18 protein-coding genes are annotated in these 24,093 nt (G+C 59.4%); 16 read left to right on the top strand and 2 right to left on the bottom strand.

Annotated features, from left to right (window positions below; genetic code table 11):
* Positions 1–47 precede the first annotated feature (47 nt).
* The 16 genes from rseP (at position 48) to ispD (ending at position 20,082) form a co-directional block, all read left to right on the top strand.
* Positions 48–1,400: a sigma E protease regulator RseP gene (gene rseP / locus NMB39_RS22385; RefSeq protein ID WP_057021916.1), complete on the top strand. Its 1,353-nt coding sequence runs from the start codon at positions 48–50 to the stop codon at positions 1,398–1,400.
* A 74-nt stretch (positions 1,401–1,474) separates the two neighbouring features.
* Positions 1,475–3,862, top strand: coding sequence for an outer membrane protein assembly factor BamA (gene bamA / locus NMB39_RS22380; RefSeq protein WP_124411680.1), 2,388 nt, complete (start codon positions 1,475–1,477; stop codon positions 3,860–3,862).
* A gap of 45 nt (positions 3,863–3,907) precedes the next feature.
* Positions 3,908–4,411 (top strand): OmpH/Skp family outer membrane protein, encoded by a 504-nt coding sequence (locus NMB39_RS22375; RefSeq protein ID WP_003189173.1) that lies wholly within the window; start codon positions 3,908–3,910, stop codon positions 4,409–4,411.
* A gap of 3 nt (positions 4,412–4,414) precedes the next feature.
* Positions 4,415–5,470: a UDP-3-O-(3-hydroxymyristoyl)glucosamine N-acyltransferase gene (gene lpxD, locus NMB39_RS22370; RefSeq protein ID WP_494340048.1), complete on the top strand. Its 1,056-nt coding sequence runs from the start codon at positions 4,415–4,417 to the stop codon at positions 5,468–5,470.
* Between the two features lie 111 nt (positions 5,471–5,581).
* Positions 5,582–6,022, top strand: coding sequence for a 3-hydroxyacyl-ACP dehydratase FabZ (fabZ, locus tag NMB39_RS22365; RefSeq protein WP_034118457.1), 441 nt, complete (start codon positions 5,582–5,584; stop codon positions 6,020–6,022).
* Positions 6,019–6,795 carry an acyl-ACP--UDP-N-acetylglucosamine O-acyltransferase gene (lpxA, locus tag NMB39_RS22360; protein WP_043049624.1) on the top strand — a complete coding sequence of 259 codons (777 nt, stop codon included), beginning with the start codon at positions 6,019–6,021 and terminating at the stop codon, positions 6,793–6,795. The genes fabZ and lpxA overlap by 4 nt, the downstream gene beginning before the upstream one ends.
* Before the next feature lie 2 nt (positions 6,796–6,797).
* A complete protein-coding gene (gene lpxB, locus NMB39_RS22355) occupies positions 6,798–7,937 on the top strand; it encodes a lipid-A-disaccharide synthase (protein ID WP_494340049.1) in 1,140 nt (379 codons plus the stop codon).
* Positions 7,934–8,566, top strand: a complete 633-nt coding sequence (gene rnhB, locus NMB39_RS22350; protein WP_046071292.1) for a ribonuclease HII — start codon at positions 7,934–7,936, stop codon at positions 8,564–8,566. The genes lpxB and rnhB overlap by 4 nt, the downstream gene beginning before the upstream one ends.
* A gap of 76 nt (positions 8,567–8,642) precedes the next feature.
* Complete coding sequence (gene dnaE, locus NMB39_RS22345; RefSeq protein ID WP_057021919.1) at positions 8,643–12,164, top strand: DNA polymerase III subunit alpha; 3,522 nt, start codon at positions 8,643–8,645, stop codon at positions 12,162–12,164.
* A 128-nt stretch (positions 12,165–12,292) separates the two neighbouring features.
* Positions 12,293–13,240: an acetyl-CoA carboxylase carboxyltransferase subunit alpha gene (locus tag NMB39_RS22340; protein ID WP_003189182.1), complete on the top strand. Its 948-nt coding sequence runs from the start codon at positions 12,293–12,295 to the stop codon at positions 13,238–13,240.
* 163 nt (positions 13,241–13,403) lie between these two features.
* Positions 13,404–14,723: a tRNA lysidine(34) synthetase TilS gene (gene tilS / locus NMB39_RS22335; RefSeq protein WP_057021920.1), complete on the top strand. Its 1,320-nt coding sequence runs from the start codon at positions 13,404–13,406 to the stop codon at positions 14,721–14,723.
* 273 nt (positions 14,724–14,996) lie between these two features.
* A complete protein-coding gene (pyrG, locus tag NMB39_RS22330) occupies positions 14,997–16,628 on the top strand; it encodes a CTP synthase (protein ID WP_046071295.1) in 1,632 nt (543 codons plus the stop codon).
* Positions 16,629–16,633: 5 nt separating this feature from the next.
* Complete coding sequence (gene kdsA / locus NMB39_RS22325) at positions 16,634–17,479, top strand: 3-deoxy-8-phosphooctulonate synthase (RefSeq protein ID WP_003189190.1); 846 nt, start codon at positions 16,634–16,636, stop codon at positions 17,477–17,479.
* A 156-nt stretch (positions 17,480–17,635) separates the two neighbouring features.
* A complete protein-coding gene (gene eno, locus NMB39_RS22320; protein ID WP_032877366.1) occupies positions 17,636–18,925 on the top strand; it encodes a phosphopyruvate hydratase in 1,290 nt (429 codons plus the stop codon).
* A 171-nt stretch (positions 18,926–19,096) separates the two neighbouring features.
* Positions 19,097–19,375 (top strand): cell division protein FtsB, encoded by a 279-nt coding sequence (gene ftsB, locus NMB39_RS22315; protein ID WP_003189195.1) that lies wholly within the window; start codon positions 19,097–19,099, stop codon positions 19,373–19,375.
* Positions 19,372–20,082 carry a 2-C-methyl-D-erythritol 4-phosphate cytidylyltransferase gene (gene ispD, locus NMB39_RS22310; protein WP_057021921.1) on the top strand — a complete coding sequence of 237 codons (711 nt, stop codon included), beginning with the start codon at positions 19,372–19,374 and terminating at the stop codon, positions 20,080–20,082. The genes ftsB and ispD overlap by 4 nt, the downstream gene beginning before the upstream one ends.
* Before the next feature lie 3 nt (positions 20,083–20,085).
* Here the strand turns inward: ispD and NMB39_RS22305 are convergent, their stop codons facing one another.
* Both NMB39_RS22305 and NMB39_RS22300 read right to left on the bottom strand, forming a co-directional pair.
* A complete protein-coding gene (locus tag NMB39_RS22305) occupies positions 20,086–23,112 on the bottom strand; it encodes a membrane-targeted effector domain-containing toxin (RefSeq protein WP_494340050.1) in 3,027 nt (1,008 codons plus the stop codon).
* Positions 23,113–23,181: 69 nt separating this feature from the next.
* Complete coding sequence (locus tag NMB39_RS22300) at positions 23,182–24,078, bottom strand: LysR substrate-binding domain-containing protein (RefSeq protein ID WP_057021923.1); 897 nt, start codon at positions 24,076–24,078, stop codon at positions 23,182–23,184.
* Positions 24,079–24,093: the final 15 nt, after the last annotated feature.

Here is a 24,093-nt window from a genome sequence, read left to right as displayed (position 1 = left end):
GGTGGGTTCGAGCCTTCAGGCATTGAATTGAAATGCGGAGAAATTAGATGAGTGCGCTCTACATGATTGTCGGCACCCTGGTTGCTCTGGGTGTGCTGGTTACCTTCCACGAATTTGGCCACTTCTGGGTGGCGCGTCGTTGCGGCGTCAAGGTATTGCGCTTTTCCGTCGGTTTCGGCATGCCGTTGTTGCGCTGGCATGATCGCCGTGGCACCGAGTTTGTAATCGCCGCTATCCCGCTGGGTGGCTACGTCAAGATGCTCGATGAGCGTGAAGGCGAAGTGCCCGCCGATCAGTTGGACCAATCGTTCAATCGCAAGACCGTTCGTCAGCGTATCGCGATTGTTGCTGCGGGCCCGATTGCCAACTTCCTGTTGGCGATGGTGTTCTTCTGGGTGCTGGCCATGATGGGCAGCCAGCAGGTGCGTCCGGTCATCGGCGCGGTCGAGGCGGACAGCATCGCGGCCAAGGCCGGCCTCATCGCAGGGCAGGAAATTGTTTCCATTGATGGCGAGCCAACCACGGGTTGGGGCGCGGTCAATTTGCAGTTGGTGCGTCGCCTGGGTGAAAGCGGCACCGTCAATGTGGTGGTGCGTGACCAGGATTCCAGCGCCGAAACCCCGCGGGCATTGGCGCTGGATCATTGGCTCAAAGGGGCCGACGAGCCGGATCCGATCAAATCCCTGGGGATTCGCCCTTGGCGCCCGGCATTGCCGCCGGTGCTGGCTGAGCTCGATCCGAAAGGCCCGGCCCAGGCCGCGGGCCTGAAAACCGGTGATCGTCTGTTGGCCCTCGATGGCCAGGCGCTGGGTGACTGGCAGCAAGTGGTCGACCTGGTGCGTGTACGCCCTGATACCAGGATCGTGCTGAAAGTTGAGCGAGACGGTGCTCAAATCGATGTGCCTGTGACCTTGTCGGTTCGTGGCGAGGCCAAGGCGGCCGGGGGGTACCTGGGGGCCGGCGTCAAAGGTGTCGAGTGGCCGCCATCGATGGTTCGAGAGGTCAGCTTCGGGCCTTTGGCCGCGATTGGCGAGGGCGCGAAACGCACCTGGACCATGAGCGTGCTGACCCTCGAATCCCTCAAGAAAATGTTGTTCGGTGAGCTCTCGGTAAAAAACTTGAGTGGACCGATAACCATTGCTAAAGTGGCGGGCGCTTCTGCCCAGTCGGGTGTCGCGGATTTCCTGAATTTCCTGGCTTATCTGAGTATTAGCCTGGGGGTTCTGAATTTGCTGCCCATTCCAGTATTGGATGGGGGGCATCTGTTGTTTTATCTGGTCGAGTGGGTGCGTGGTCGCCCCTTGTCGGATCGGGTGCAGGGTTGGGGGATACAGATCGGTATCAGTTTGGTGGTCGGAGTGATGTTGTTAGCTCTGGTCAACGATCTGGGACGACTGTAACGCTTCGCTGAATTGCGAATCTGCCGCATTTTGCGGCAGTTTGTTTATTGCCAGTTGGAATAAGAAAGGACTTCATGAAACGTCTGCTGCTAACTGCGGTTCTCACCGTATTGATGATCGCCGAAGTTCACGCCGAGTCCTTCACTATCTCCGATATTCGTGTCAACGGCCTCCAGCGGGTATCCGCCGGTAGCGTCTTTGGTGCCTTGCCGTTGAACGTCGGGGAACAGGCGGATGATCGTCGCCTGGTGGAATCCACTCGTGCGCTGTTCAAAACCGGGTTCTTTCAAGATATCCAGCTGGGTCGCGAAGGCAACGTCCTGGTTATCACGGTCGTCGAGCGACCTTCCGTCGCCAGTATCGCGATCGAGGGTAACAAGGCCATCTCCACTGAAGACCTGATGAAGGGCCTCAAGCAATCCGGCCTGGCCGAGGGCGAGATCTTCCAGCGCGCTACCCTTGAAGGTGTGCGTAACGAGCTGCAACGCCAGTACGTTGCCCAGGGCCGCTACTCCGCGACCGTGGAAACCGAAGTGATCCCGCAGCCTCGTAACCGTGTGGGCCTGAAGGTCAACATCAACGAAGGCACCGTGGCGGCCATCCAGCACATCAACGTGGTGGGCAACACCAAGTTCGCTGATGACGACCTGGTCGACCTGTTCGAACTCAAGACCACCAACTGGCTGTCGTTCTTCAAAAACGATGACAAGTACGCCCGTGAAAAACTCTCCGGTGACCTGGAACGCCTGCGCTCCTACTACCTGGACCGTGGCTACATCAACATGGACATCGCTTCGACCCAGGTGTCCATCACCCCGGACAAAAAGCACGTCTATATCACCGTCAACGTCAACGAAGGCGAGAAGTACAAGGTTCGTGACGTCAAGCTCAGCGGCGATCTGAAAGTTCCTGAAGACCAGGTCAAGTCCCTGTTGCTGGTGCAGAAGGACCAGGTGTTCTCGCGCAAGCTGATGACCACTACTTCCGAACTGATCACCCGCCGCCTGGGTAACGAAGGCTATACCTTCGCCAACGTCAACGGTGTACCGACCCCGAATGATGAAGACCACACCGTGGACATCACCTTCGTTGTTGATCCGGGCAAGCGCGCCTACGTAAACCGCATCAACTTCCGTGGCAACACCAAGTCTGCGGACGAAGTGTTGCGTCGTGAAATGCGCCAGATGGAAGGTGGCTGGGCTTCGACCTACCTGATCGACCAGTCCAAGACCCGTCTTGAGCGCCTGGGCTTCTTCAAGGAAGTCAACGTCGAAACCCCGGCCGTACCGGGTGTGGATGACCAGGTTGACGTGAATTACGCCGTTGAAGAACAAGCCTCGGGTTCGATCACCGCCAGCGTCGGTTTCGCACAGAGTGCCGGCCTGATCCTCGGTGGCTCGATCACCCAGAACAACTTCCTCGGTACCGGTAACAAGGTGTCCATCGGCCTGACCCGCAGCGAATACCAGAGCCGCTATAACTTCGGTTATGTCGACCCCTACTGGACTGCTGACGGTGTGAGCCTGGGCTACAACGCCTTCTACCGCACCACCGACTACAAAGACCTCGACGTTGACGTTGCAAGCTATGCGATCGACAGCCTGGGTGTGGGCGCCAACATCGGTTACCCGATCAGCGAGACCTCGCGCCTGACCTTCGGTATCACTGCGCAACAGGATGAGATCAAGACCGGTGTGTACACCGTGGATGAGATCTTTGACTTCACCCGTCGTGAAGGCGACAAGTTCCTGAACTTCAAGGCGTCTGCCGGCTGGTCCGAGTCGACCCTGAACAAAGGTGTGCTGGCAACCCGTGGTCATTCCCAAAGCCTGACTGCAGAAGTCACCACGCCGGGCAGCGACCTGTCGTTCTTCAAGCTCGACTACCGCGGCCAGCTGTTCCAGCCGTTGAGCGATAACTACACCATGCGCCTGCACACTGAGCTGGGTTATGGCGACGGTTACGGTTCCACTGATGGCTTGCCGTTCTATGAAAACTACTATGCAGGTGGTTTCAACTCGGTGCGTGGCTTCAAGGACAGTACTTTGGGCCCGCGTGGTACGCCAAGCCGTGGTTTTGCTGACACCGGTAACGTCGGAACTCGACGTGACGACGACAACGACCCGCTGCCATTCGGTGGTAACGTGCTGATCCAGGGTGGTGCAGAGATCCTGTTCCCGCTGCCATTCGTCAAGGACCAGCGTTCGCTGCGCACCTCAGTCTTCTGGGACGTGGGTAACGTGTTCGACTCCAAGTGTGAACAAGTCACCAACCCGAACGGTTCGCGGTCCAACACCCAATGCAACGACGTGAGCCTCAGCAACCTGGCGAGCTCCGTGGGCGTGGGTGTGACCTGGGTGACTGCGCTGGGCCCGTTGAGCTTTGCGCTGGCCATGCCGATCAAGAAACCGGATAACGCTGAAACCCAGATTTTCCAATTCTCCCTCGGCCAGACGTTCTAAGCGTCTGACCTAAGATAACGACAACGGATTCTGTAGGAGTACATCGTGCGTAAGTTGACTCAATTGGTCCTGCTGGCCACTGTGCTGGTAACCACCCCGGCCTTCGCCGAAATGAAAATCGCCGTCCTGAACTATCAGATGGCCCTGTTGGAATCCGACGCGGCCAAGCGTTACGCCGTGGACGCCGAGAAGAAATTCGGTCCGCAACTGACCAAGCTCAAGACCCTGGAAAGCAGCGCCAAGGGCATCCAGGATCGCCTGGTAGCCGGTGGCGACAAGATGCAGCAAGGCGAGCGCGAGCGTCTGGAGCTTGAATTCAAGCAAAAGGCCCGTGACTACCAGTTCCAGTCCAAGGAACTGAACGAAGCCAAGGCCGTGGCTGACCGTGAGATGCTCAAGCAGCTCAAGCCCAAGCTCGACAGCGCCGTGGAAGAAGTCATCAAGAAGGGTGCCTTCGACCTGGTGTTCGAGCGCGGCGCCGTGATTGACGTCAAGCCTCAATACGACATCACCCGCCAGGTGATCGAGCGCATGAACCAGCTGAAGTAACCCATGACCGCGACTATCAGGCTCGGCGAGTTGGCCGAGTTCCTGGGGGCCACCTTGCGTGGCTCCCCGGAGAAAGAAATTACTGGGCTAGCCACCTTGCAGGAGGCTGGCCCAGCTCAGTTGAGCTTCCTCGCAAATCCCCAATACCGTAAGTACCTGGTCGATTGCCAGGCCGCAGCCGTGTTGCTGAAGGCCGCTGACGCCGAAGGGTTTATCGGGGATGCGCTGGTGGTGGCCGACCCGTACCTGTCGTACGCCAAGGCGTCACACCTGTTCGATCCAAAGCCTAAGGCGGCCGGTGGTATTCATCCTTCGGCCGTGATCGCCACGGATGCTCAGGTTGACCCTTCGGCCAGCATTGGTGCGTTTGCCGTGATCGAGAGTGGCGCGCGTATCGGTGCAGGCGTGACCGTGGGCGCCCACTGCTTTATCGGTGCGCGCTGTGAAATCGGCGCCGATGGCTGGCTGGCTCCCCGTGTGACTCTCTACCACGATGTGCGTATTGGTCAGCGTGTGGTCATTCAGTCGGGTGCGGTGATCGGCGGTGAAGGGTTCGGTTTTGCCAACTCCAAGGGTGTCTGGCACAAGATCGCCCAGGTCGGCGGCGTATTGATCGGCGACGATGTGGAGATCGGCGTGAACACCGCTGTTGATCGCGGGGCCCTGGCCGATACCGTGATCGGCAACGGCGTGAAGCTCGATAACCAGATCCAGATCGCCCACAACGTACAGATTGGCGATCACACCGCCATGGCTGCCTGCGTGGGCATCTCCGGCAGCACCAGGATCGGCAAGCATTGCATGCTCGCCGGTGGTGTCGGGCTGGTCGGGCATATCGACATTTGCGACAACGTCTTCATCACCGGCATGACCATGGTGACCCACTCGATTACCGAGCCTGGTGCCTATTCTTCCGGTACCGCCATGCAACCTGCGGCTGAATGGCGCAAGAGTGCGGCGCGGTTGAGGAAGATCGACGACATGGCACGACGCATCAAACAGCTGGAAAAGCGTGTTGGGGACGTGACCCCTGGCGGTAATGCTTCATCAGAAGGCTGATACCATTTCCATATCAAGTGTGCACAGCCGCTAGACTGCCCCCTTGATTTGCTAGCGGGGCGTGCGCTTAGTCCGCCCGCCCCCAATCTTTATTACAGGCTTCCCCCCGAAATGATGGACATCAACGAGATTCGCGAATACCTGCCTCACCGTTACCCGTTCCTGCTGGTGGATCGTGTAGTGGACCTCAACGTCGAGGAAAAGCGCATTCGTGCCTACAAGAATGTCAGCATCAACGAACCATTCTTCAACGGTCACTTTCCTGCGCATCCAATCATGCCGGGTGTGTTGATCATCGAGGCGATGGCCCAGGCTGCCGGTATCCTTGGTTTTAAAATGCTCGACCTCAAGCCTGCCGACGGCACGCTCTACTATTTCGTGGGTTCCGACAAACTGCGTTTTCGCAGCCCGGTCACCCCGGGTGACCAGTTGATCCTGGAAGCCAAGTTCATCAGCTGCAAGCGCCAGATCTGGAAGTTCGAATGCCAGGCCTCGGTCGATGGCAAGCCAGTGTGCTCTGCCGAGATCATCTGTGCGGAACGCAAACTATGAGTTTGATTGACCCTCGCGCAATCATCGATCCGTCGGCCGTACTGGCCGCCGACGTTGAGGTCGGCCCTTGGTCGATCGTCGGCGCAGGTGTGGAAATCGGCGAGGGGACTGTCATCGGGCCGCACGTGATCCTCAAGGGTCCGACCCGCATTGGCAAACACAATCGTATCTACCAGTTTTCCTCGGTAGGCGAAGACACCCCGGACATGAAGTACAAGGGTGAAGAAACACGCCTGGTAATCGGTGACCACAACATCATCCGTGAAGGCGTCACCATTCACCGCGGGACTGTGCAGGATCGTGCCGAAACCACCTTGGGTGATCACAACCTCGTCATGGCCTATGCGCATATCGGCCATGACAGCGTGATCGGCAACCATTGCATCCTAGTCAATAACACCGCGCTGGCAGGCCACGTGCACGTTGACGACTGGGCGATCCTGTCGGGATTCACCCTTGTGCATCAGTATTGCCATATCGGCGCCCACAGCTTCTCCGGCATGGGCACTGCTATCGGCAAGGATGTCCCGGCATTCGTTACGGTGTTCGGCAATCCTGCCGAAGCCCGTAGCATGAACTTCGAAGGCATGCGCCGCCGGGGTTTCAGCGAGGATGCGATCCACGCCCTGCGCCGCGCCTACAAGACCGTTTACCGCCAAGGGTTGACGGTTGAGCAGGCCCTGACCGAACTGACCGAGCCGGCTACGCTGTTCCCGGAAGTCGCGGTGTTCCGTGACTCGATCCAGGCGTCGACTCGCGGCATCACCCGCTGATCATGGCCAACCTGCGTATTGCGCTAGTGGCCGGCGAAGCTTCCGGCGATATCCTGGGTGCTGGCCTGATGCGTGCCCTCAAGGCCCAGCATCCCGCGGTGGAATTTATCGGGGTGGGTGGCCCCTTGATGCAGGCCGAAGGTCTTGCCTCCTATTTTCCCATGGAGCGTCTGTCGGTCATGGGCCTGGTGGAGGTATTGGGACGCCTGCGCGAGCTTCTCGCTCGTCGCAAACTGCTGGTCAAGACGCTCGTCGAAGAAAAGCCCGATGTGTTTATCGGTATCGATGCGCCGGATTTCACCCTCAATATTGAACTCAAGCTGCGTCAGGCTGGAATCAAGACCGTGCACTACGTCAGCCCGTCCGTATGGGCGTGGCGGCAGAAGCGCGTGTTGAAGATCCGCGAAGGCTGCGACCTGATGTTGACCCTGTTGCCATTCGAGGCGCAGTTCTACGAAGAGCAGGGCGTGCCGGTGCGGTTTGTCGGCCATACCTTGGCAGATGCCATCCCCCTGCACGCTGACCGTGCTGCGGCGCGTGCCGCATTGGGCTTGCCCGATGGCCCATTGGTGGCGTTGATGCCGGGCAGTCGTGGCGGTGAGGTCGGGCGCTTGGGTGCGCTGTTTTTTGACGCCGCCGAACGTCTGCAAGCGCAAAAACCGGGCGTTCGTTTTGTATTGCCATGCGCCAGCCCGCAACGTCGCGCGCAGATCGAAACCTTGCTGGAAGGCCGCGACCTGCCGCTGACCCTGCTCGACGGCCAGTCCCACCTGGCCCTGGCAGCCTGCGATGCCGTGCTGATCGCGTCGGGTACTGCCACCCTTGAGGCCTTGCTGTACAAGCGCCCCATGGTCGTAGCCTATCGCCTGGCGCCGCTGACCTTCTGGATCCTCAAGCGCATGGTCAAGAGCCCCTACATCTCTCTGCCCAACCTGCTGGCCCAGCGCCTGCTGGTGCCGGAGTTATTGCAGGACGATGCAACGCCCGAAGCGCTCGCGCAAACTCTACTACCCTTGATCGACGGCGGCGAAGAGCAGACCCGTGGTTTCGATGACATTCACCGTACCCTGCGTCGTGATGCCTCGAACCAGGCGGCCGACGCCGTGTTGACCTTGATCGGCCAAAAACAGGGAGCCTTATGATCACGCAAATGGGCCTGGATTTCAGCCTGGTTGCCCAAGCTCATGAGCTGGTGGCCGGCGTTGACGAAGTAGGGCGCGGTCCGTTGTGCGGTGCAGTGGTCACGGCAGCGGTGATCCTTGACCCGAACCGTCCGATCCTGGGCCTCAACGATTCGAAAAAACTCACCGAAGCCCGTCGTGAAAAACTCTTCGACGAGATCTGTGAGAAAGCCCTGAGCTGGCATATTGCCCGGGCAGAAGTAGAAGAAATCGACGAATTGAACATCCTGCACGCTACTATGCTGGCCATGCAGCGTGCGGTGGAAGGCCTGCATATCACCCCGAAATTGGCGATGATCGACGGCAACCGTTGCCCGAAACTGGCGATGCGCGCTGAAGCCGTGGTTCAGGGCGATGGCAAGGTTCCGGCCATTGCTGCGGCGTCGATCCTGGCCAAGGTCAGTCGTGACCGCGAAATGGCTGCGTTCGATTTGATCTACCCCGGCTATGGCATGGGTGGGCATAAGGGCTATCCGACGCCCGTTCATCTGGAAGCCCTGGCCCGCCTCGGCCCAACGCCTATTCATCGTCGTTCCTTTGCCCCGGTGCGCCAGGCTTATGAGGCGCGTGAGAGCCTGATCGAGGTTTAGCGGCAAGGCTGATGTTTTTACCAAGGCCCGGTACAATCCGGGCCTTGTTGTTTTCATGTATCAAGACAGGATCACTATGCCGGCTTCATTCGTTCACCTGCGCCTGCACACTGAATACTCCCTGGTCGACGGCCTGGTACGGATCAAGCCACTGGTCAAAACCCTGGTGGGCATGAACATGCCTGCGGTGGCGGTTACCGATCAGAACAACATGTGCTCCCTGGTCAAGTTCTACAAGAATGCCATGGGCGCCGGCATCAAGCCGATCTGCGGTGTCGACCTGTGGCTGTCCAACAAAGACCCGGATAACCCCCTTAGCCGCATCAGCCTGCTGGCGATGAACGGCGTGGGTTATCGCAACCTTACCGAGCTGATTTCCCGTGGTTTTATCGACGGCCAGCGCAACGGCTCGATCATCATCGAGCGCGAGTGGGTGGCCGAAGCCAGCGAAGGCGTGATCATGCTCTCGGCGGCCAAGGAAGGTGAAATCGGTATCGCGCTGCTGGGCGGTAATCCCCAGGAAGCCGAAGTGCTGGCTCGCGAATGGATGCAGGTTTTTCCGGACCGCTTCTACCTGGAAGTCCAACGTACCAACCGCCCCAATGATGAAGAGCATCTGCACGCCGCCGTGGCCCTGGCCGACAAGCTGGGCGCGCCGCTGGTGGCGACCAACGATGTGCGCTTTATCAAGAAAGAAGATTTCGAGGCCCACGAAACCCGCGTGTGCATCGGCGAAGGCCGGGCCCTGGATGACCCGCGCCGCTCGAAAAACTACAGCGAAGAGCAGTACCTCAAAAGCGCCGAAGAAATGGCGGAGTTGTTCAGCGATTTGCCCGAGGCCCTGGAAAACTCCGTCGAGATCGCCAAGCGCTGCAACATTGAAGTGAAGCTGGGCAAGCACTTCCTGCCCAACTTCCCGATTCCCGATGGCATGACCATCGATGAGTACTTTCGCAAGGTGTCGTTCGATGGCCTGGAGGAGCGCCTCAGCGTCCTGCTGCCCAAGGACACCACCGAAGACTATGAAGCCAAGCGCCAGGTATATGTCGACCGGTTGAATTTCGAGCTGGATATCATCATCCAGATGGGGTTCCCCGGTTACTTCCTGATCGTGATGGACTTTATCCAGTGGGCCAAGAACAACGGCGTGCCGGTCGGTCCGGGCCGGGGGTCAGGCGCTGGCTCGCTGGTGGCCTATGTGCAGAAGATTACCGACCTTGACCCGCTGGAATATGACCTGCTGTTCGAACGGTTCCTGAACCCGGAACGGGTATCCATGCCCGACTTCGACGTTGACTTCTGCATGGATGGCCGCGACCGGGTCATTGAGTACGTGGCCGAGAAATACGGCCGCAACGCGGTAAGCCAGATCATCACCTTCGGTTCCATGGCCGCCAAGGCGGTAATCCGTGACGTGGCACGGGTGCAAGGCAAGTCCTACGGTTTGGCGGATCGCCTGTCGAAGATGATCCCGTTCGAAGTCGGCATGACCCTGGAAAAAGCCTACGAGCAGGAAGAGATCCTGCGCGACTTCATCAAGGTCGACGAAGAAGCCGCGGAAATCTGGGAGATGGCGCGCAAGCTTGAAGGCGTAGTGCGTAACGTCGGTAAGCACGCCGGTGGCGTGGTGATCGCGCCGACCAAGCTGACCGACTTTTCGCCGATCTATTGCGATGAAGAAGGCGACGGCCTGGTGACCCAGTTCGACAAGGATGACGTGGAGGCGGCCGGCCTGGTGAAGTTCGACTTCCTTGGCCTGCGCACCTTGACCATCATCGACTGGGCGCTCAAGACCATCAACCGCGACCGTGCCAAGGTGGGCGAAGAACCGCTGGATATCGCGTTTATCCCGCTGGATGACAAACCGACCTACAGCCTGTTGCAAAAAGCCGAAACCACGGCGGTGTTCCAGCTTGAATCCCGGGGCATGAAGGAGCTGATCAAAAAGCTCAAGCCCGACTGCCTGGAAGACTTGATCGCACTGGTGGCCCTGTTCCGTCCGGGCCCGCTGCAATCAGGCATGGTGGATGACTTCATCAACCGTAAGCACGGCCGCGCCGAACTGGCGTACCCGCACTCCGACTACCAGTACGAGGGCCTCAAGCCCGTATTGGCGCCGACCTACGGCATTATTCTGTATCAGGAACAGGTGATGCAGATCGCCCAGGTGATGGCTGGCTATACCCTTGGTGGTGCAGACATGCTGCGTCGCGCCATGGGTAAGAAAAAGCCCGAGGAAATGGCCAAGCAGCGTGGCGGTTTCATTGAGGGCTGCGCAACTAACAATATCGACGCCGACCTGGCGGGTAACATCTTCGACCTGGTGGAGAAATTCGCCGGTTATGGCTTCAACAAATCCCACTCCGCCGCCTACGGCCTGGTGTCGTACCAGACCGCCTGGCTAAAAGCCCACTACCCGGCGCCGTTCATGGCGGCGGTACTCTCGGCGGATATGCATAACACCGACAAGGTCGTGACCTTGATCGAGGAAGTGCGCACCATGAAACTGCGCCTCGACGCGCCGGACGTGAACGCCTCGGAGTTCAAGTTCACGGTGAATGACGAAGGCCGCATCATCTATGGCCTCGGCGCGATCAAGGGCGTGGGCGAAGGCCCGGTGGAAGCCATCACCGAGGCGCGCCAGGACGGGCCGTTCAAGGACCTGTTCGATTTTTGCGCACGGGTTGACCTCAAGCGCATCAACAAACGTACTCTCGATGGCTTGATCCGCAGCGGCGCACTCGACCGGCTCGGCCCGTATTTCCATGATGAGCCCAAGGCTTACCAGGCCAATATCGACCGCAACCGCGCAGTGCTGCTCACCGCCATGGAAGAGGCAATCAAGGCCGCCGAACAGACCGCCCGCACCCATGACAGCGGCCACGCCGACCTGTTTGGCGGGCTTTTTGTCGAAGAAGATGCCGATGTCTACGCCAACCATCGCAAGGCCAAGGAACTCACGCTCAAGGAACGTCTCAAGGGGGAAAAAGACACCCTGGGCCTGTACCTGACCGGCCATCCGATTGACGAATACGAAGGCGAGATCCGGCGTTTTGCCCGCCAGCGCATCATCGACCTGAAACCGGCGCGCGATACCCAGACCGTCGCCGGCATGATTATCGCCCTGCGAGTGATGAAAAATAAGAAGGGCGACAAGATGGGCTTTATCACCCTGGACGACCGCTCGGGCCGTATCGAGGCGTCGCTGTTTGCCGATGCCTTCCACTCCGCCCAGTCGCTGCTGCAGACCGACGCCATGGTGGTGGTGGAAGGGGAGGTCAGCAACGACGACTTCTCCGGCGGCCTGCGCCTGCGTATCAAGCGGGTGATGAGCATGGAAGATGCCCGTACCAACCTCGCCGAGAGCCTGCGCCTGAAAGTCAAGACTGAAGCGCTCAAGGGCGATCAGCTACGCTGGTTGGGTGACCTGCTCAAACGCCACCGCGGCGCGTGCCCGGTGACCATGGAGTACACCGGCAGCGACGCCAAGGCCATGTTGCAGTTTGGCGAGACGTGGCGAATCGATCCCGCCGATGGCTTGATTCAAGCTTTGCGTGACCAGTTCGGGCGAGACAACGTCTTCCTCCAATACCGTTGACGGTCAGCACCCCTGACCTCGGCTGAACATTTAATCTCGACCTAAACGCGCCTCTCCCTTAAGGTAGGGCGCGAATAGACAACCGGCTGGCCAGGCACTCCTTGGCCGTCGACCCAAGACGGACGCTTATGAACCCGAATTTTCTTGATTTCGAACAGCCGATCGCTGACCTGCAAGCCAAGATCGAAGAGCTGCGCCTGGTCGGCAATGACAATTCGCTGAATATCGGCGATGAGATCGCTCGCCTGCAAGACAAGAGCAGCACGCTCACCGAAGATATTTTCGGCAAGCTGACCAGCTGGCAGATCGCGCGCCTGGCTCGCCACCCGCGCCGTCCGTACACCCTGGACTACATCGAGCACATCTTCACCGAGTTCGACGAGCTGCACGGCGATCGCCATTTTTCCGATGACGCAGCCATCGTGGGCGGTATTGCTCGCCTGGACGACCAGCCGGTGATGGTGATCGGTCACCAGAAAGGCCGTGAAGTGCGCGAGAAGGTGCGCCGTAACTTCGGCATGCCGCGTCCGGAAGGCTACCGCAAGGCGTGCCGCCTGATGGAAATGGCCGAGCGCTTCAAGATGCCGATCCTGACCTTCATCGACACCCCGGGCGCCTACCCAGGCATCGACGCCGAGGAGCGTAACCAGAGCGAGGCGATTGCCTGGAACCTGCGTGTCATGGCGCGCCTGAAAACCCCGATCATCGCCACCGTCATCGGTGAGGGTGGGTCCGGCGGTGCACTGGCCATCGGCGTCTGCGACCAGCTGAACATGCTGCAATACTCGACCTACGCGGTGATCTCACCGGAAGGTTGCGCCTCGATCCTGTGGAAAACCGCAGAGAAGGCACCGGATGCGGCTGAAGCCATGGGCATCACCGCCGATCGCCTCAAGGGCCTGGGGATTGTGGATAAAGTCATTGCCGAGCCACTGGGCGGCGCTCACCGCGACCCGGCTGCGGCCGCCGCGACCATCCGTGCTGAATTGGGCTCGCAATTGGCGATGCTCAAGAAGCTGGATAACGAAGCGCTGCTGGCCCGTCGTTACGAGCGCCTGATGAGCTACGGTCTCTAAAGTCGACGCCGTAACTCAATGTGGGAGGGGGCTTGCTCCCGATAGCGGTGGATCAGTCACCAGATGCAGTGACTGACACTCAGCAATCGGGAGCAAGCCCCCTCCCACATTTGCTTTGTGTATGCTCAGCCTACGTATTCCAGATTTGTGGCGGTGACATCTGATGAAACCGGCTCTACCCGCCAGGCTCCTGAGAACCCTGGCCCCCTGGCGCAATGCCCCCGCCTGGCACATCGCATTCTCCGGTGGCCTTGATTCCACCGTCCTGCTGCACCTTCTGGCCTCCCTGGCAAACACCGAAAGCCTGCCGCCCCTCAGCGCTGTGCATGTCCATCATGGCCTGCAAGCGGCCGCTGACGCCTGGCCCAGTCATTGCCAAGCGTTATGTGACAGCCTGGGCATACCTTTGCAGGTATTACGTGTACAGGTGCAACCTGGTGCCAGCCTGGAGCGGGCCGCGCGTAACGCACGTTACCAGGCGTTTACCAAGGTGATCGGGGCAGGGGAGGTGCTGCTCACCGCCCAGCATCGCGACGATCAGGCCGAAACGCTGCTGTTGCGCCTGTTGCGCGGCGCCGGAGTGCGTGGGTTGGCGGCAATGCCCGAGTGTCGCCCGTTGGCGACGGGGCATTTGGTGCGGCCACTGCTGGCAGTCTCCCGGGAGGCGCTGGAAGGCTACGCCCACGAACACCAATTGAAGTGGATTGAAGACCCTTCGAACGCCGATCCACGGTTCTCGCGCAATTACCTGCGCCATCAGGTCTTTCCAGCGCTGACGCAACGCTGGCCACAGGCAGTCTCGAGCCTGGCCCGCACTGCCGAGCACCTGAGTGAAGCCCAGGGCCTGCTCGATGAGCTGGCGCACATGGATCTGACCGTCGCCGATCAGCCTTCAGCGTTTCCCTGGTTGCCTTTGCCCTCCCTGGCCCTTGCTCCGTTGCGCAATCTTTCCGATGCGCGCCAGCGCAATGCCTTGCGTCATTGGTTGAATCCGCTGACTCGACTGCCCGACAGTGATCACTGGGCCAGCTGGTACGCCCTGCGCGATGCCAAGGTGGACGCACAGCCGTTATGGCGCCTGGCGGACGGTCAGCTTCATCGTTGCGGCGAACGCATTTGGTGGCTGCCTTCCATTTGGTCGGAATTTTCCGACGTGTCGGTGAGCTGGCCCGATCCGCGAAATCCACTAGAGTTACCCGGGAACGGCCAATTGATGTTTGCCGGCAAGGCTCCCGAGGGACCCTTGTCGATTCGTTATCGCCAGGGTGGCGAAATCGTCGAAGTGCCAGGTCGAGGCCGGCGTGATCTTAAGCGCCTGCTGAATGAAAGTGGTCTGCCGGGCTTTGTGCGTGGCAGATTGCCGCTGGTCTATCGGGGCGAGCAATTGCTGGCTGTGCCGACGCTTGCTGGGCTTTGGGCCAGCCCGCTGGATGACTGGCAATTACATTGGTTGCCACAGACCTGCGATCAAGGTTTGAGCTGATAGAGCCTTTCCGGTAGACTACGCTCCCTTCTTGATACAACTTCTGTGGATTCGACTGAATCGCAGCAGTTGCCGATTACCAAGCAGTCTTTGCTGGGCGATTCCAAAAAATGTGTAGCGATCAACGTACCGGTGTTCCATTGCTGGTCTGTCACAACGCGGCGGTTTTTTTGAAAGGTGCACTGTGATTAATGCAGGTGATCGGGGGCTTCGGCCTTCCTTCGCTTTCCCCGGCGGCTCGGACCGCTTTAACGCAGACTTCTAGGGTTTTTCATGACGCGCTACATATTCGTCACGGGCGGTGTTGTTTCTTCATTGGGGAAAGGCATTGCCTCCGCTTCATTGGCGGCCATCCTGGAGGCGCGGGGACTTAAGGTCACCATGCTCAAGCTGGACCCGTACATCAACGTTGACCCGGGCACCATGAGCCCGTTCCAGCACGGTGAGGTGTTCGTCACCCACGACGGCGCCGAGACCGACCTGGACCTGGGCCACTATGAGCGGTTCATCCGCACGACCATGACCCAGAACAACAACTTCACCACCGGCCGTGTCTACGAGCACGTGCTGCGCAAGGAGCGCCGTGGTGACTACCTGGGTGCAACCATCCAGGTGATCCCGCACATCACCGACGAAATCAAGCGCCGCATCATCAAGGGTGCAGGCGATGCCGACGTGGCGATGGTCGAGATCGGTGGCACCGTGGGTGACATCGAATCCCAACCGTTCCTTGAAGCCATCCGCCAGTTGCGCTTCGAAGTCGGCGCCAAGCGCGCGATGCTGATGCACCTGACACTGGTGCCCTACATCGCCACCGCCGGCGAAACCAAGACCAAGCCCACCCAGCACTCGGTCAAGGAACTGCGTTCCATCGGCCTGCAGCCTGACGTGCTGGTGTGCCGCTCCGATCACCCGATCGACATTTCCTCGCGCCGCAAGATCGCGCAATTCACCAACGTTGAAGAACGTGCGGTGATCGCCCTCGAAGACGCCGACACCATCTACAAGATCCCGGGCATCCTGCATTCCCAGGGCCTGGATGATTTCGTGGTCGAGCGTTTCGGCCTGCAGTGCAATGGCGCGGACCTGTCCGAGTGGGAAGCCGTGGTCGACGCCAAGCTCAACCCTGAGCATGAAGTCACCATCGCCATGGTCGGCAAGTACATGGAGCTGCTGGATGCGTACAAGTCGCTGATCGAAGCGATGAGCCACGCCGGTATCAGCAACCGTACCAAGGTCAACCTGCGCTACATCGATTCCGAAGACATCGAGAATCAGGGCACCGCGCTGCTTGAAGGCGTTGATGCGATCCTGGTTCCCGGCGGTTTCGGCCTGCGTGGCGTGGAAGGCAAGATCACCGCGGTGCAATACGCCCGTGAAAACAAGGTGCCGTACCTGGGCATCTGCCTGGGCATGCAAGTGGCCGTCATCGAGTTCGCCCGTAACGTGCTGGGCTGGAAAGACGCCAACTCCACCGAGTTCGATCACAGCAGCGGCCACCCGGTCGTGGGCCTGATCACCGAGTGGGAAGACGCCACCGGCGCGGTTGAAACCCGCACCGAAAGCTCCGACCTGGGCGGCACCATGCGCCTTGGCGCACAGGATTGCCTGCTGGAAGCAGGTTCCCTGGTGCACGACTGCTACGGCAAGGACGTGATCGTCGAGCGTCACCGTCACCGCTATGAAGTGAACAACAACCTGCTGCCGCAGATCAAAGAGGCTGGCCTGAAAATTTCCGGTCGCTCCGGTGATGGCAAGCTGGTTGAAGTGGTCGAGGCGCCGGATCATCCGTGGTTCGTGGCCTGCCAGTTCCACCCTGAGTTCACCTCGACGCCGCGCGACGGTCACCCGTTGTTCAGCGGTTTCGTCAAAGCAGCACTGACGCAACATCAGAAGAAGGCGTAAACCTGATGGCCCAGAAGATCATTCGCGTAGGCGACATCGAGATTGCCAACGACAAGCCCATGGTGCTGTTCGGCGGCATGAACGTGCTGGAAAGCCGCGACATGGCGATGCAGGTCTGTGAAGAGTACGTGCGGGTTACCCAGAAACTGGGTATCCCTTATGTGTTCAAGGCCAGCTTCGACAAGGCCAACCGTTCGTCCGTGACCTCCTATCGCGGCCCCGGCCTTGAAGAAGGCATGCGGATCTTCCAGGACATCAAGCAAGCCTTCGGCGTGCCGATCATCACCGACGTCCACGAGCCTGAACAGGCTGCGGTGGTCGCCGAGGTGTGCGACATCATCCAGTTGCCGGCCTTCCTGTCGCGCCAGACCGACCTTGTGGTCGCTATGGCCAAGACCGGCGCTGTGATCAATATCAAAAAAGCCCAGTTCCTCGCGCCCCAGGAAATGAAACATATCCTGAGCAAGTGCGTGGAAGCGGGTAACGACCAGTTGATCCTGTGCGAGCGTGGTTCGAGCTTCGGCTACAACAACCTCGTGGTGGACATGCTCGGTTTCGGCATCATGAAGCAGTTCGAATACCCGGTATTCTTCGACGTGACCCACGCGCTGCAAATGCCCGGTGGTCGCTCGGACTCAGCTGGCGGGCGGCGTGCCCAGGTCACCGACCTGGCCAAGGCGGGCATGAGCCAGTCCCTGGCCGGCCTGTTCCTTGAAGCCCACCCGGACCCGGACAACGCCAAATGCGACGGCCCATGCGCCCTGCGCCTGGACAAGCTGGAGCCATTCCTGGCCCAGCTCAAGCAGTTGGACGAGCTGGTCAAGAGTTTTCCGACGGTAGAGACCGCGTAACTGCCATTTCTCCGGTAGAATTTCCCACGCTTTAAGCTCAGGCCCACGGGCCTGGGCCTTGCCCTCTGCAAGCCTGCCCCGTTGTTCCGCCCTTGCGGTCGGTCAAAGATTTCCTTCAGCTGCGTCGTTTTCGTCAACTTTGGAGTGTTTACAACAATGGCAAAAATCGTCGACATCAAAGGTCGTGAAGTTCTCGACTCCCGTGGCAACCCCACCGTCGAAGCCGACGTGCTTCTCGATAACGGCATCATCGGCAGCGCCTGCGCACCGTCCGGTGCCTCCACCGGTTCGCGCGAAGCGCTGGAACTGCGTGATGGCGACAAGAGCCGTTACCTGGGCAAGGGTGTACTCAAGGCTGTAGCCAACATCAACGGTCCGATTCGTGACCTGTTGCTGGGCAAGGACCCGCTGGACCAGAAAGCCCTGGACCACGCGATGATCAAGCTCGATGGCACCGAAAACAAAGGCAGCCTGGGCGCCAATGCCATCCTCGCCGTGTCCCTGGCCGCTGCCAAGGCCGCAGCCCAGGACCAGGACCTGCCGTTGTACGCGCACATCGCCAACCTGAACGGTACCCCAGGCGTCTACTCGATGCCGGTGCCGATGATGAACATCATCAACGGTGGCGAGCACGCTGATAACAACGTCGACATCCAGGAGTTCATGGTGCAGCCGGTGGGCGCCAAGTCCTTCTCCGAAGGCCTGCGCATGGGCACCGAGATTTTCCATCACCTCAAGGCTGTACTGAAGGCCCGTGGCCTGAGCACCGCCGTGGGCGACGAAGGCGGTTTTGCACCGAACCTGGCCTCCAACGAAGACGCACTGAAAGTCATTTCCGAAGCGGTGGCCAACGCTGGCTACAAGCTGGGCACCGACGTGACCCTGGCCCTGGACTGCGCTGCCAGCGAGTTCTTTGAGGATGGCAAATACAACCTGTCCGGCGAAGGCCAGGTGTTCAACTCCGAAGGTTTCGCTGAATACCTCAAGGGCCTGACCCAGCGCTACCCGATCATCTCGATCGAGGACGGCCTGGACGAGTCCGATTGGGACGGCTGGAAAATCCTCACCGACAAGATCGGCGAGAAAATCCAACTGGTGGGCGACGACCTGTTCGTGACCAACACCAAGATCCTGAAAGAGGGCATCGACAAGAAGATCGCCAACTCGATCCTGATCAAGTTCAACCAGATCGGCACCTTGACCGAAACCCTGGAAGCCATCCAGATGGCCAAGGCCGCCGGTTACACCGCGGTGATCTCCCACCGCTCCGGCGAAACTGAAGACTCCACCATTGCCGACCTGGCCGTGGGCACTTCGGCAGGCCAGATCAAGACCGGCTCCCTGTGCCGTTCCGATCGCGTTTCCAAGTACAACCAATTGCTGCGCATCGAAGAGCAATTGGCAGGTAAAGCCAAGTACAACGGTCGCGGCGAGTTTCGCGGCTAAGCAGTAAATGGTAAAAAGTCGGCGGATTGCGTCAGAAATTTCACGAAAGTGTGAATTTCGGCGCTAATCTGCTGACTGACAAGCGCAAGCCTGGTTTTTCCAGGCTTTGTGCTATCAGTTGCTGCAAAAGGTTTGCATGACTGTTTTTTTTCACTGGATATCCGGATTTCGATGCGCAGTCCCAATTGGTTGTTCCTCGTCTTGCTCTTGTTGCTGGCTGGCCTGCAGTACCGCCTATGGGTCGGTAATGGCAGCTTTGCGCAGGTGGAAGAGCTGACCCAGCAAATTGCCGACCAGCGTGCCGAAAACGAACGCCTGCTGGAGCGCAACCGCGTCCTCGACGCCGAAGTGCTTGAGCTGAAGAAAGGTACCGAGACCGTTGAAGAGCGGGCTCGCCATGAGTTGGGCATGGTCAAGGAGGGCGAGACCCTCTACCAGTTGGCCCAATGAACCGTGATATACCGGCCTTCTGGGCCGTGATTCCTGCCGCGGGCGTTGGTGCCCGTATGGCTGCGGACCGTCCCAAGCAATACCTGCAATTGGGCGGGCGCACTATTCTCGAACACAGCCTTGGCTGTTTCCTCGACCATCCATCGCTCAAGGGCCTGGTAGTCAGCCTTGCTGTGGATGACCCTTATTGGCCGACCCTGGCGTGTGCCACGGACCCGCGTATCCAGCGTGCGGACGGTGGCTCGGAGCGCTCGGGCTCGGTGCTTAATGCGCTGCTGCACCTCAATGCCCTGGGCGCCAGCGATGACGACTGGGTACTGGTGCACGACGCTGCGCGTCCCAACCTGAGCCGTGATGACCTTGACAAGCTCTTGGCTGAACTGGCGGACGACCCGGTGGGCGGTCTGCTGGCGGTGCCGGCTCGCGACACGCTCAAGCGCGTCGACAAGCATGGCCGCGTGGTGGAAACCATCGACCGCAGCCTGATCTGGCAGGCTTATACGCCGCAGATGTTCCGCCTGGGGGCCTTGCACCGCGCCTTGGCCGACAGCCTGGTAGCAGACGCCGTGATCACCGACGAAGCATCGGCCATGGAATGGTCCGGCCAGGCGCCGCGGCTGGTCGAAGGACGTGCGGACAACATCAAGGTCACCCGCCCCGAAGACCTTGAATGGCTGCGTCAGCGCCGGGCTTATCAGGCCTCCTGACCCTCAGCCGTAGACTTGCTCCAACCCGGGCAGGGTTTTCAGCTCGCTCACCAATGCCTCAATGCTGTCGAATGGCTTCTCATCAATAGGCCAGCCGGCAACGTTGATGAAGTACCGACCCTCCTGGTTGTTGATCCTGAAACTGCGCAGGTCCCCACGTCGGGACCTATAGTCAATGTGGGTGGTCTCGGTGAGCATGAATTGGCCTGGCCGTGTCAGCAGTGTCTGGGCCGACTTCACCACTCGACTATGGGAAGGGCCGGGCTGTGGTTCCATTGAATGCTGCAAGACGGCAGGGTCGACGCGCAAGACCAGGTTGGCTTTGACCGTAGCTTCCCCTTTGTTGAGGCCCAGGCTGGCAGTGCGCCCCGGATCGACTTCGATGCCCAAGGGGTGGGCGCCCACTCTATCTTCTATCCGCAAGCCGATGCTGCTGGTGAGTTCGGCCACCCCAGGGATGTCCTTGAAGGTATTGGTATGGGTATCGCCCACCAGTGCGACCCATTTGCCTGGTTGGCGCTTGGAGGTCTGGATCCACTGGATCACCTCGGTGGCGTAATAATTCATCATTCGCTGGCGCAGGGTTCCCGCGCTGTCGCGCATATCGCGAAGTACGTAGCTCACGGTACAGTCGATCGGCTGGATCTTGATCCCGGCGTCGCGGGCTTTGGTCACGACATTTGTGAATGAGTAATAGTGGTTTCGGGGCAGTGGGTAGATCCCGTTCAGAAAGTTTGTCAGCTCCTCGGCCATGGGGGCGCTCTTGGACCGGTAAAATGCCTTCAGCATTGGAATATGCACATCTGTCAGCAGATGTTCGAAGTAAATGCGTTTGACACCCTGGCTGGCGAGTAGCTGCATGTTGTCGATCAGAAAGGCTTTGCTCGATTCGGCGCTGTGGCTTTCGCCGACCACTAGGCCGTCACTGGCACGTAGCAATTTCTCGATAATGCTCTGCTGTGATTCGTTCAAGCTCAAGCGGGGGAGTACCGGCTGCAGGGGCGAATAGGGCAGGTGGTTAAAGAAGATCGCTGAATCCTGGTTTAATTGGTTTCTTTTCTCAAAGAATAGTTGGCGAGCGTTGGTGATCGATTGTGCATCCATGCCGAAGGGCTCGAAGTCTTCCGAAAATGAGCTGGTGTCGGTAAGCATCTGCACGAGGATCTCGCGCACCGGCGCCGGCATCTGGTAGGTGCTGAACAAACTCGACTGCTCAGTGCCGCCGAACAGTTTGTAAACCCGTTGCCAGGCATTGCGAAATGCCCCACCTCCGGCCAGGCCGGCACGCCGCCATTGTCGGTCGGTGCTCTGGATAGCGTAGAGACCTGTGGATTGGAGTGTCTCCGGGGCTTCTGGGTTGTTCACGAAGAGTTCAAAAAAGCCCCAGGAATTTGGGGTTTTGTAGGTCAGGAAGGTCTCCCCCTGAATCTTGACGGTCTGCAAACCGCTGGGTGCTGTTGCAGCGACCAAGGGGCGGGTCTCAGTTTGGATCGACGCGGGGGGCTCAGTGATAACCCTGGCACTGATCTGACCCTCCTCTGCACGCGTGGCCGGGCCAAGCACAGGGCGCAACGCCTCAAGACTGCTCACGCCTTTTCTGATGCCATGGATAACCACCGGGAGGGCGTTCAAGGCGCCGAACACAATGCGCTCAACGGCGTGGGGTTTGTCTTTAATCACGTCATCGGCGCCGATAGCCATTCCAGTCAAGCCCGATGTCACGAAGCAAAACTCCGCCAGCAGCGCCGTGCCCATGGTCAGTGCCACCGGGATCGCCAGCAGACAAGCCTTTTCCAGCGCGTCAAGGGTGTCGGTCTTGAGTGTGTCCAAGGGCGAGACAATGGTTTTTGCCGCCAGCTTTGCAATGCGAGTGCGGATCTGCCGCGCGATATAGGCAAATGGATTGCTTCTGAGCGCCGGATACATCGGATTATTGATGTATTGCTCGGGGTCCCAGTAGCCGTTGTGCAACAAACTATTGAAAAAACCGGGAGGGCTGGAAGATTCCGGGTACATCGCCATGCCGATCAATGCTTCCTCGACACCGCTGTAGAGCAGGCCGGAGTCAATCGAGTCGGGTTCAAAGTGGTTGGTCAGGGCTTTGCGCTGGGTCGGGTCCCTGGCCAGTCTCACCAGCACATTGCGCATGTCCGTCGGGGTGTTGAAACCATGGATGGGCGAGGAGTTTCCCGGTATGTACAGCAGGGTGATCTGGCTCTGGTTGTCGGTAATCGTGAGGATGTCGGTGGCTTCGGATTGATGAATACGCAACATGCGCACGGACAGGTTTGCATCGGGCGGATAGGGCGCCTGGAAGTCTTCGAGGGTCAGGTTGCTGGCGTCCCTGTCGATGCCGATACCTGCCGCTCGGGCGGCCAATTGCCGTTCTGCTTGGGTAAGTGTGAATTCTTCGTACTGATGGAGGTAAGCCTTGGTGAATGCGATGCGCATCAGGGTGGTGTAATTGTCCCGATGTTCGCCCCAGAACAATGTCACGGCCTTGTCGTAAGTTTGTTCGAAGTTGCTTGAGTCAATGACCTTCCTGAGAACGGCAGGCGCCATCTCCAATTGGGTGGTCGGGTCGTAGACCTGAGGCTCGCTTTGCCGGTAGAGCGCCTCATACCGTCTGGGCGGGATCCAGCCGGACGTAATGAACTCTTCGTTGAACATCTGCGGAATGCGGTTATCCATCAGGCGCGGTAATTCATCAACGATATTGAAATACGGCGCGGTGGTGGAAAAGCCCGTAGTGTTGATCATGCCGCCAGGGGCGGGGGGCGCATTGCAGATCATGGCCTCGGTCAGGCTCATGGATTGGACGATCTGTGCGCTGTAGGCCGTGTTGGGGTTGTCGATGTTGTATTCAAGGGTGGTCAGGAGCGTGGTGTCCGGGTCCAATGGCTCCTGGCTGAACGGTTGCAGATGCTCGTAAAGCAATTGGGCGGCGATGGCGCTCGGCACCGGAAAGTCGGCCAGGACCTTACGGACAAAATGATTGATATGCTGGAGTTGTTCGGCGTTGGACGTCATGGGCTTGCCTGGTTTTGCAGTGGAAGCGGCTATTTACCGGTAGCCAGGCAATGCACGGGCGGTAGTTGTTTATGCTCGATAGACCGCGTTGTCACCCAGGCCTTCTTTGAGAAAGTCCACCAGTTTCCTGACCTTCGGCGACAAATGCCGCTGCTGCGGATACAGCGCCCACACCGCGGTATTTGGCGGTTGGTGGGCCTCCAGCAAAGACACCAACGTCCCGTGTTGCAAATGTTCCAGTACGTAGTAATCAGGCAACTGGCATAACCCCACGCCTTGCAAAGCCGCGTCGAGTACCGCTTGCCCGCTGTTGCAGCGCCAATTGCCCTGCACACGCTGGGAAAATTCCCGCCCGTCCTGGGCCAGTTGCCAGATATCCGAACTGCCAATCAGGCAATTATGTCGACTCAGTTCCGACAGGCTATGTGGCCGACCATAGCGTTCAAGGTAGGAAGGCGAGGCGCATAGGTACATGCGCCGCGGCGCCAGGCGGCTGGCAACCATGCGCGAGTCTTGCAGTCGCCCCAGGCGGATAGCCAGGTCGAGGCCTTCATGGACCAGGTCCAGCGCACGATTGGTCAGCTCGATATCCACGCGCAATTGCGGATAGAGCGCCATGAACCGCGTGACCAAGGGCACGATAAAGCGTTCGCCGTACGCCACGGCACAGGTCATGCGCAACATGCCCTTGGGCTCACTGGTGAGGTCGCCGACCGCGCGCAACGCTTCTTCGCGACCGTCCTGCAAGCGTTGGCAGTGCTGCAGGAAGGTCTGGCCGGCTTCGGTCAACGTCACCCTGCGTGTGCTGCGGTACAGCAGTCGGGTTTGCAGGCGTTCTTCCAGGCGCGCTACTTGCCGGCTGATGTGGGAGGACGATACCCCCAGCCGCTCCGCTGCTGCCGTGAACTGGCTGCATTCGGCCACCGCAACGAACTCATCGATGCCTTCCCAGCGGTTCTCCAGCATTGTCATTGTCCCCGT

It is taken from the genome of Pseudomonas sp. FBCC-B545 (assembly GCF_059134095.1).
Note: the sequence above shows the minus strand (reverse complement) of the source record. Positions and strands in the feature narration are given on the sequence as shown.

Excerpts from the sequence above, each read along its gene's own strand:
- rnhB (WP_046071292.1), top strand. The coding sequence starts at position 7,934 with ATGATCACGCAAATGGGCCTGGATTTCAGCCTGGTTGCCCAAGCTCAT.
- ispD (WP_057021921.1), top strand. The coding sequence starts at position 19,372 with ATGAACCGTGATATACCGGCCTTCTGGGCCGTGATTCCTGCCGCGGGC.
- fabZ (WP_034118457.1), top strand. The coding sequence starts at position 5,582 with ATGATGGACATCAACGAGATTCGCGAATACCTGCCTCACCGTTACCCG.
- NMB39_RS22305 (WP_494340050.1), bottom strand. The coding sequence starts at position 23,112 with ATGACGTCCAACGCCGAACAACTCCAGCATATCAATCATTTTGTCCGT.
- rseP (WP_057021916.1), top strand. The coding sequence starts at position 48 with ATGAGTGCGCTCTACATGATTGTCGGCACCCTGGTTGCTCTGGGTGTG.
- dnaE (WP_057021919.1), top strand. The coding sequence starts at position 8,643 with ATGCCGGCTTCATTCGTTCACCTGCGCCTGCACACTGAATACTCCCTG.
- NMB39_RS22340 (WP_003189182.1), top strand. The coding sequence starts at position 12,293 with ATGAACCCGAATTTTCTTGATTTCGAACAGCCGATCGCTGACCTGCAA.
- lpxD (WP_494340048.1), top strand. The coding sequence starts at position 4,415 with ATGACCGCGACTATCAGGCTCGGCGAGTTGGCCGAGTTCCTGGGGGCC.
- NMB39_RS22300 (WP_057021923.1), bottom strand. The coding sequence starts at position 24,078 with ATGCTGGAGAACCGCTGGGAAGGCATCGATGAGTTCGTTGCGGTGGCC.
- pyrG (WP_046071295.1), top strand. The coding sequence starts at position 14,997 with ATGACGCGCTACATATTCGTCACGGGCGGTGTTGTTTCTTCATTGGGG.
- kdsA (WP_003189190.1), top strand. The coding sequence starts at position 16,634 with ATGGCCCAGAAGATCATTCGCGTAGGCGACATCGAGATTGCCAACGAC.
- tilS (WP_057021920.1), top strand. The coding sequence starts at position 13,404 with ATGAAACCGGCTCTACCCGCCAGGCTCCTGAGAACCCTGGCCCCCTGG.
- eno (WP_032877366.1), top strand. The coding sequence starts at position 17,636 with ATGGCAAAAATCGTCGACATCAAAGGTCGTGAAGTTCTCGACTCCCGT.
- ftsB (WP_003189195.1), top strand. The coding sequence starts at position 19,097 with ATGCGCAGTCCCAATTGGTTGTTCCTCGTCTTGCTCTTGTTGCTGGCT.
- bamA (WP_124411680.1), top strand. The coding sequence starts at position 1,475 with ATGAAACGTCTGCTGCTAACTGCGGTTCTCACCGTATTGATGATCGCC.
- lpxA (WP_043049624.1), top strand. The coding sequence starts at position 6,019 with ATGAGTTTGATTGACCCTCGCGCAATCATCGATCCGTCGGCCGTACTG.
- lpxB (WP_494340049.1), top strand. The coding sequence starts at position 6,798 with ATGGCCAACCTGCGTATTGCGCTAGTGGCCGGCGAAGCTTCCGGCGAT.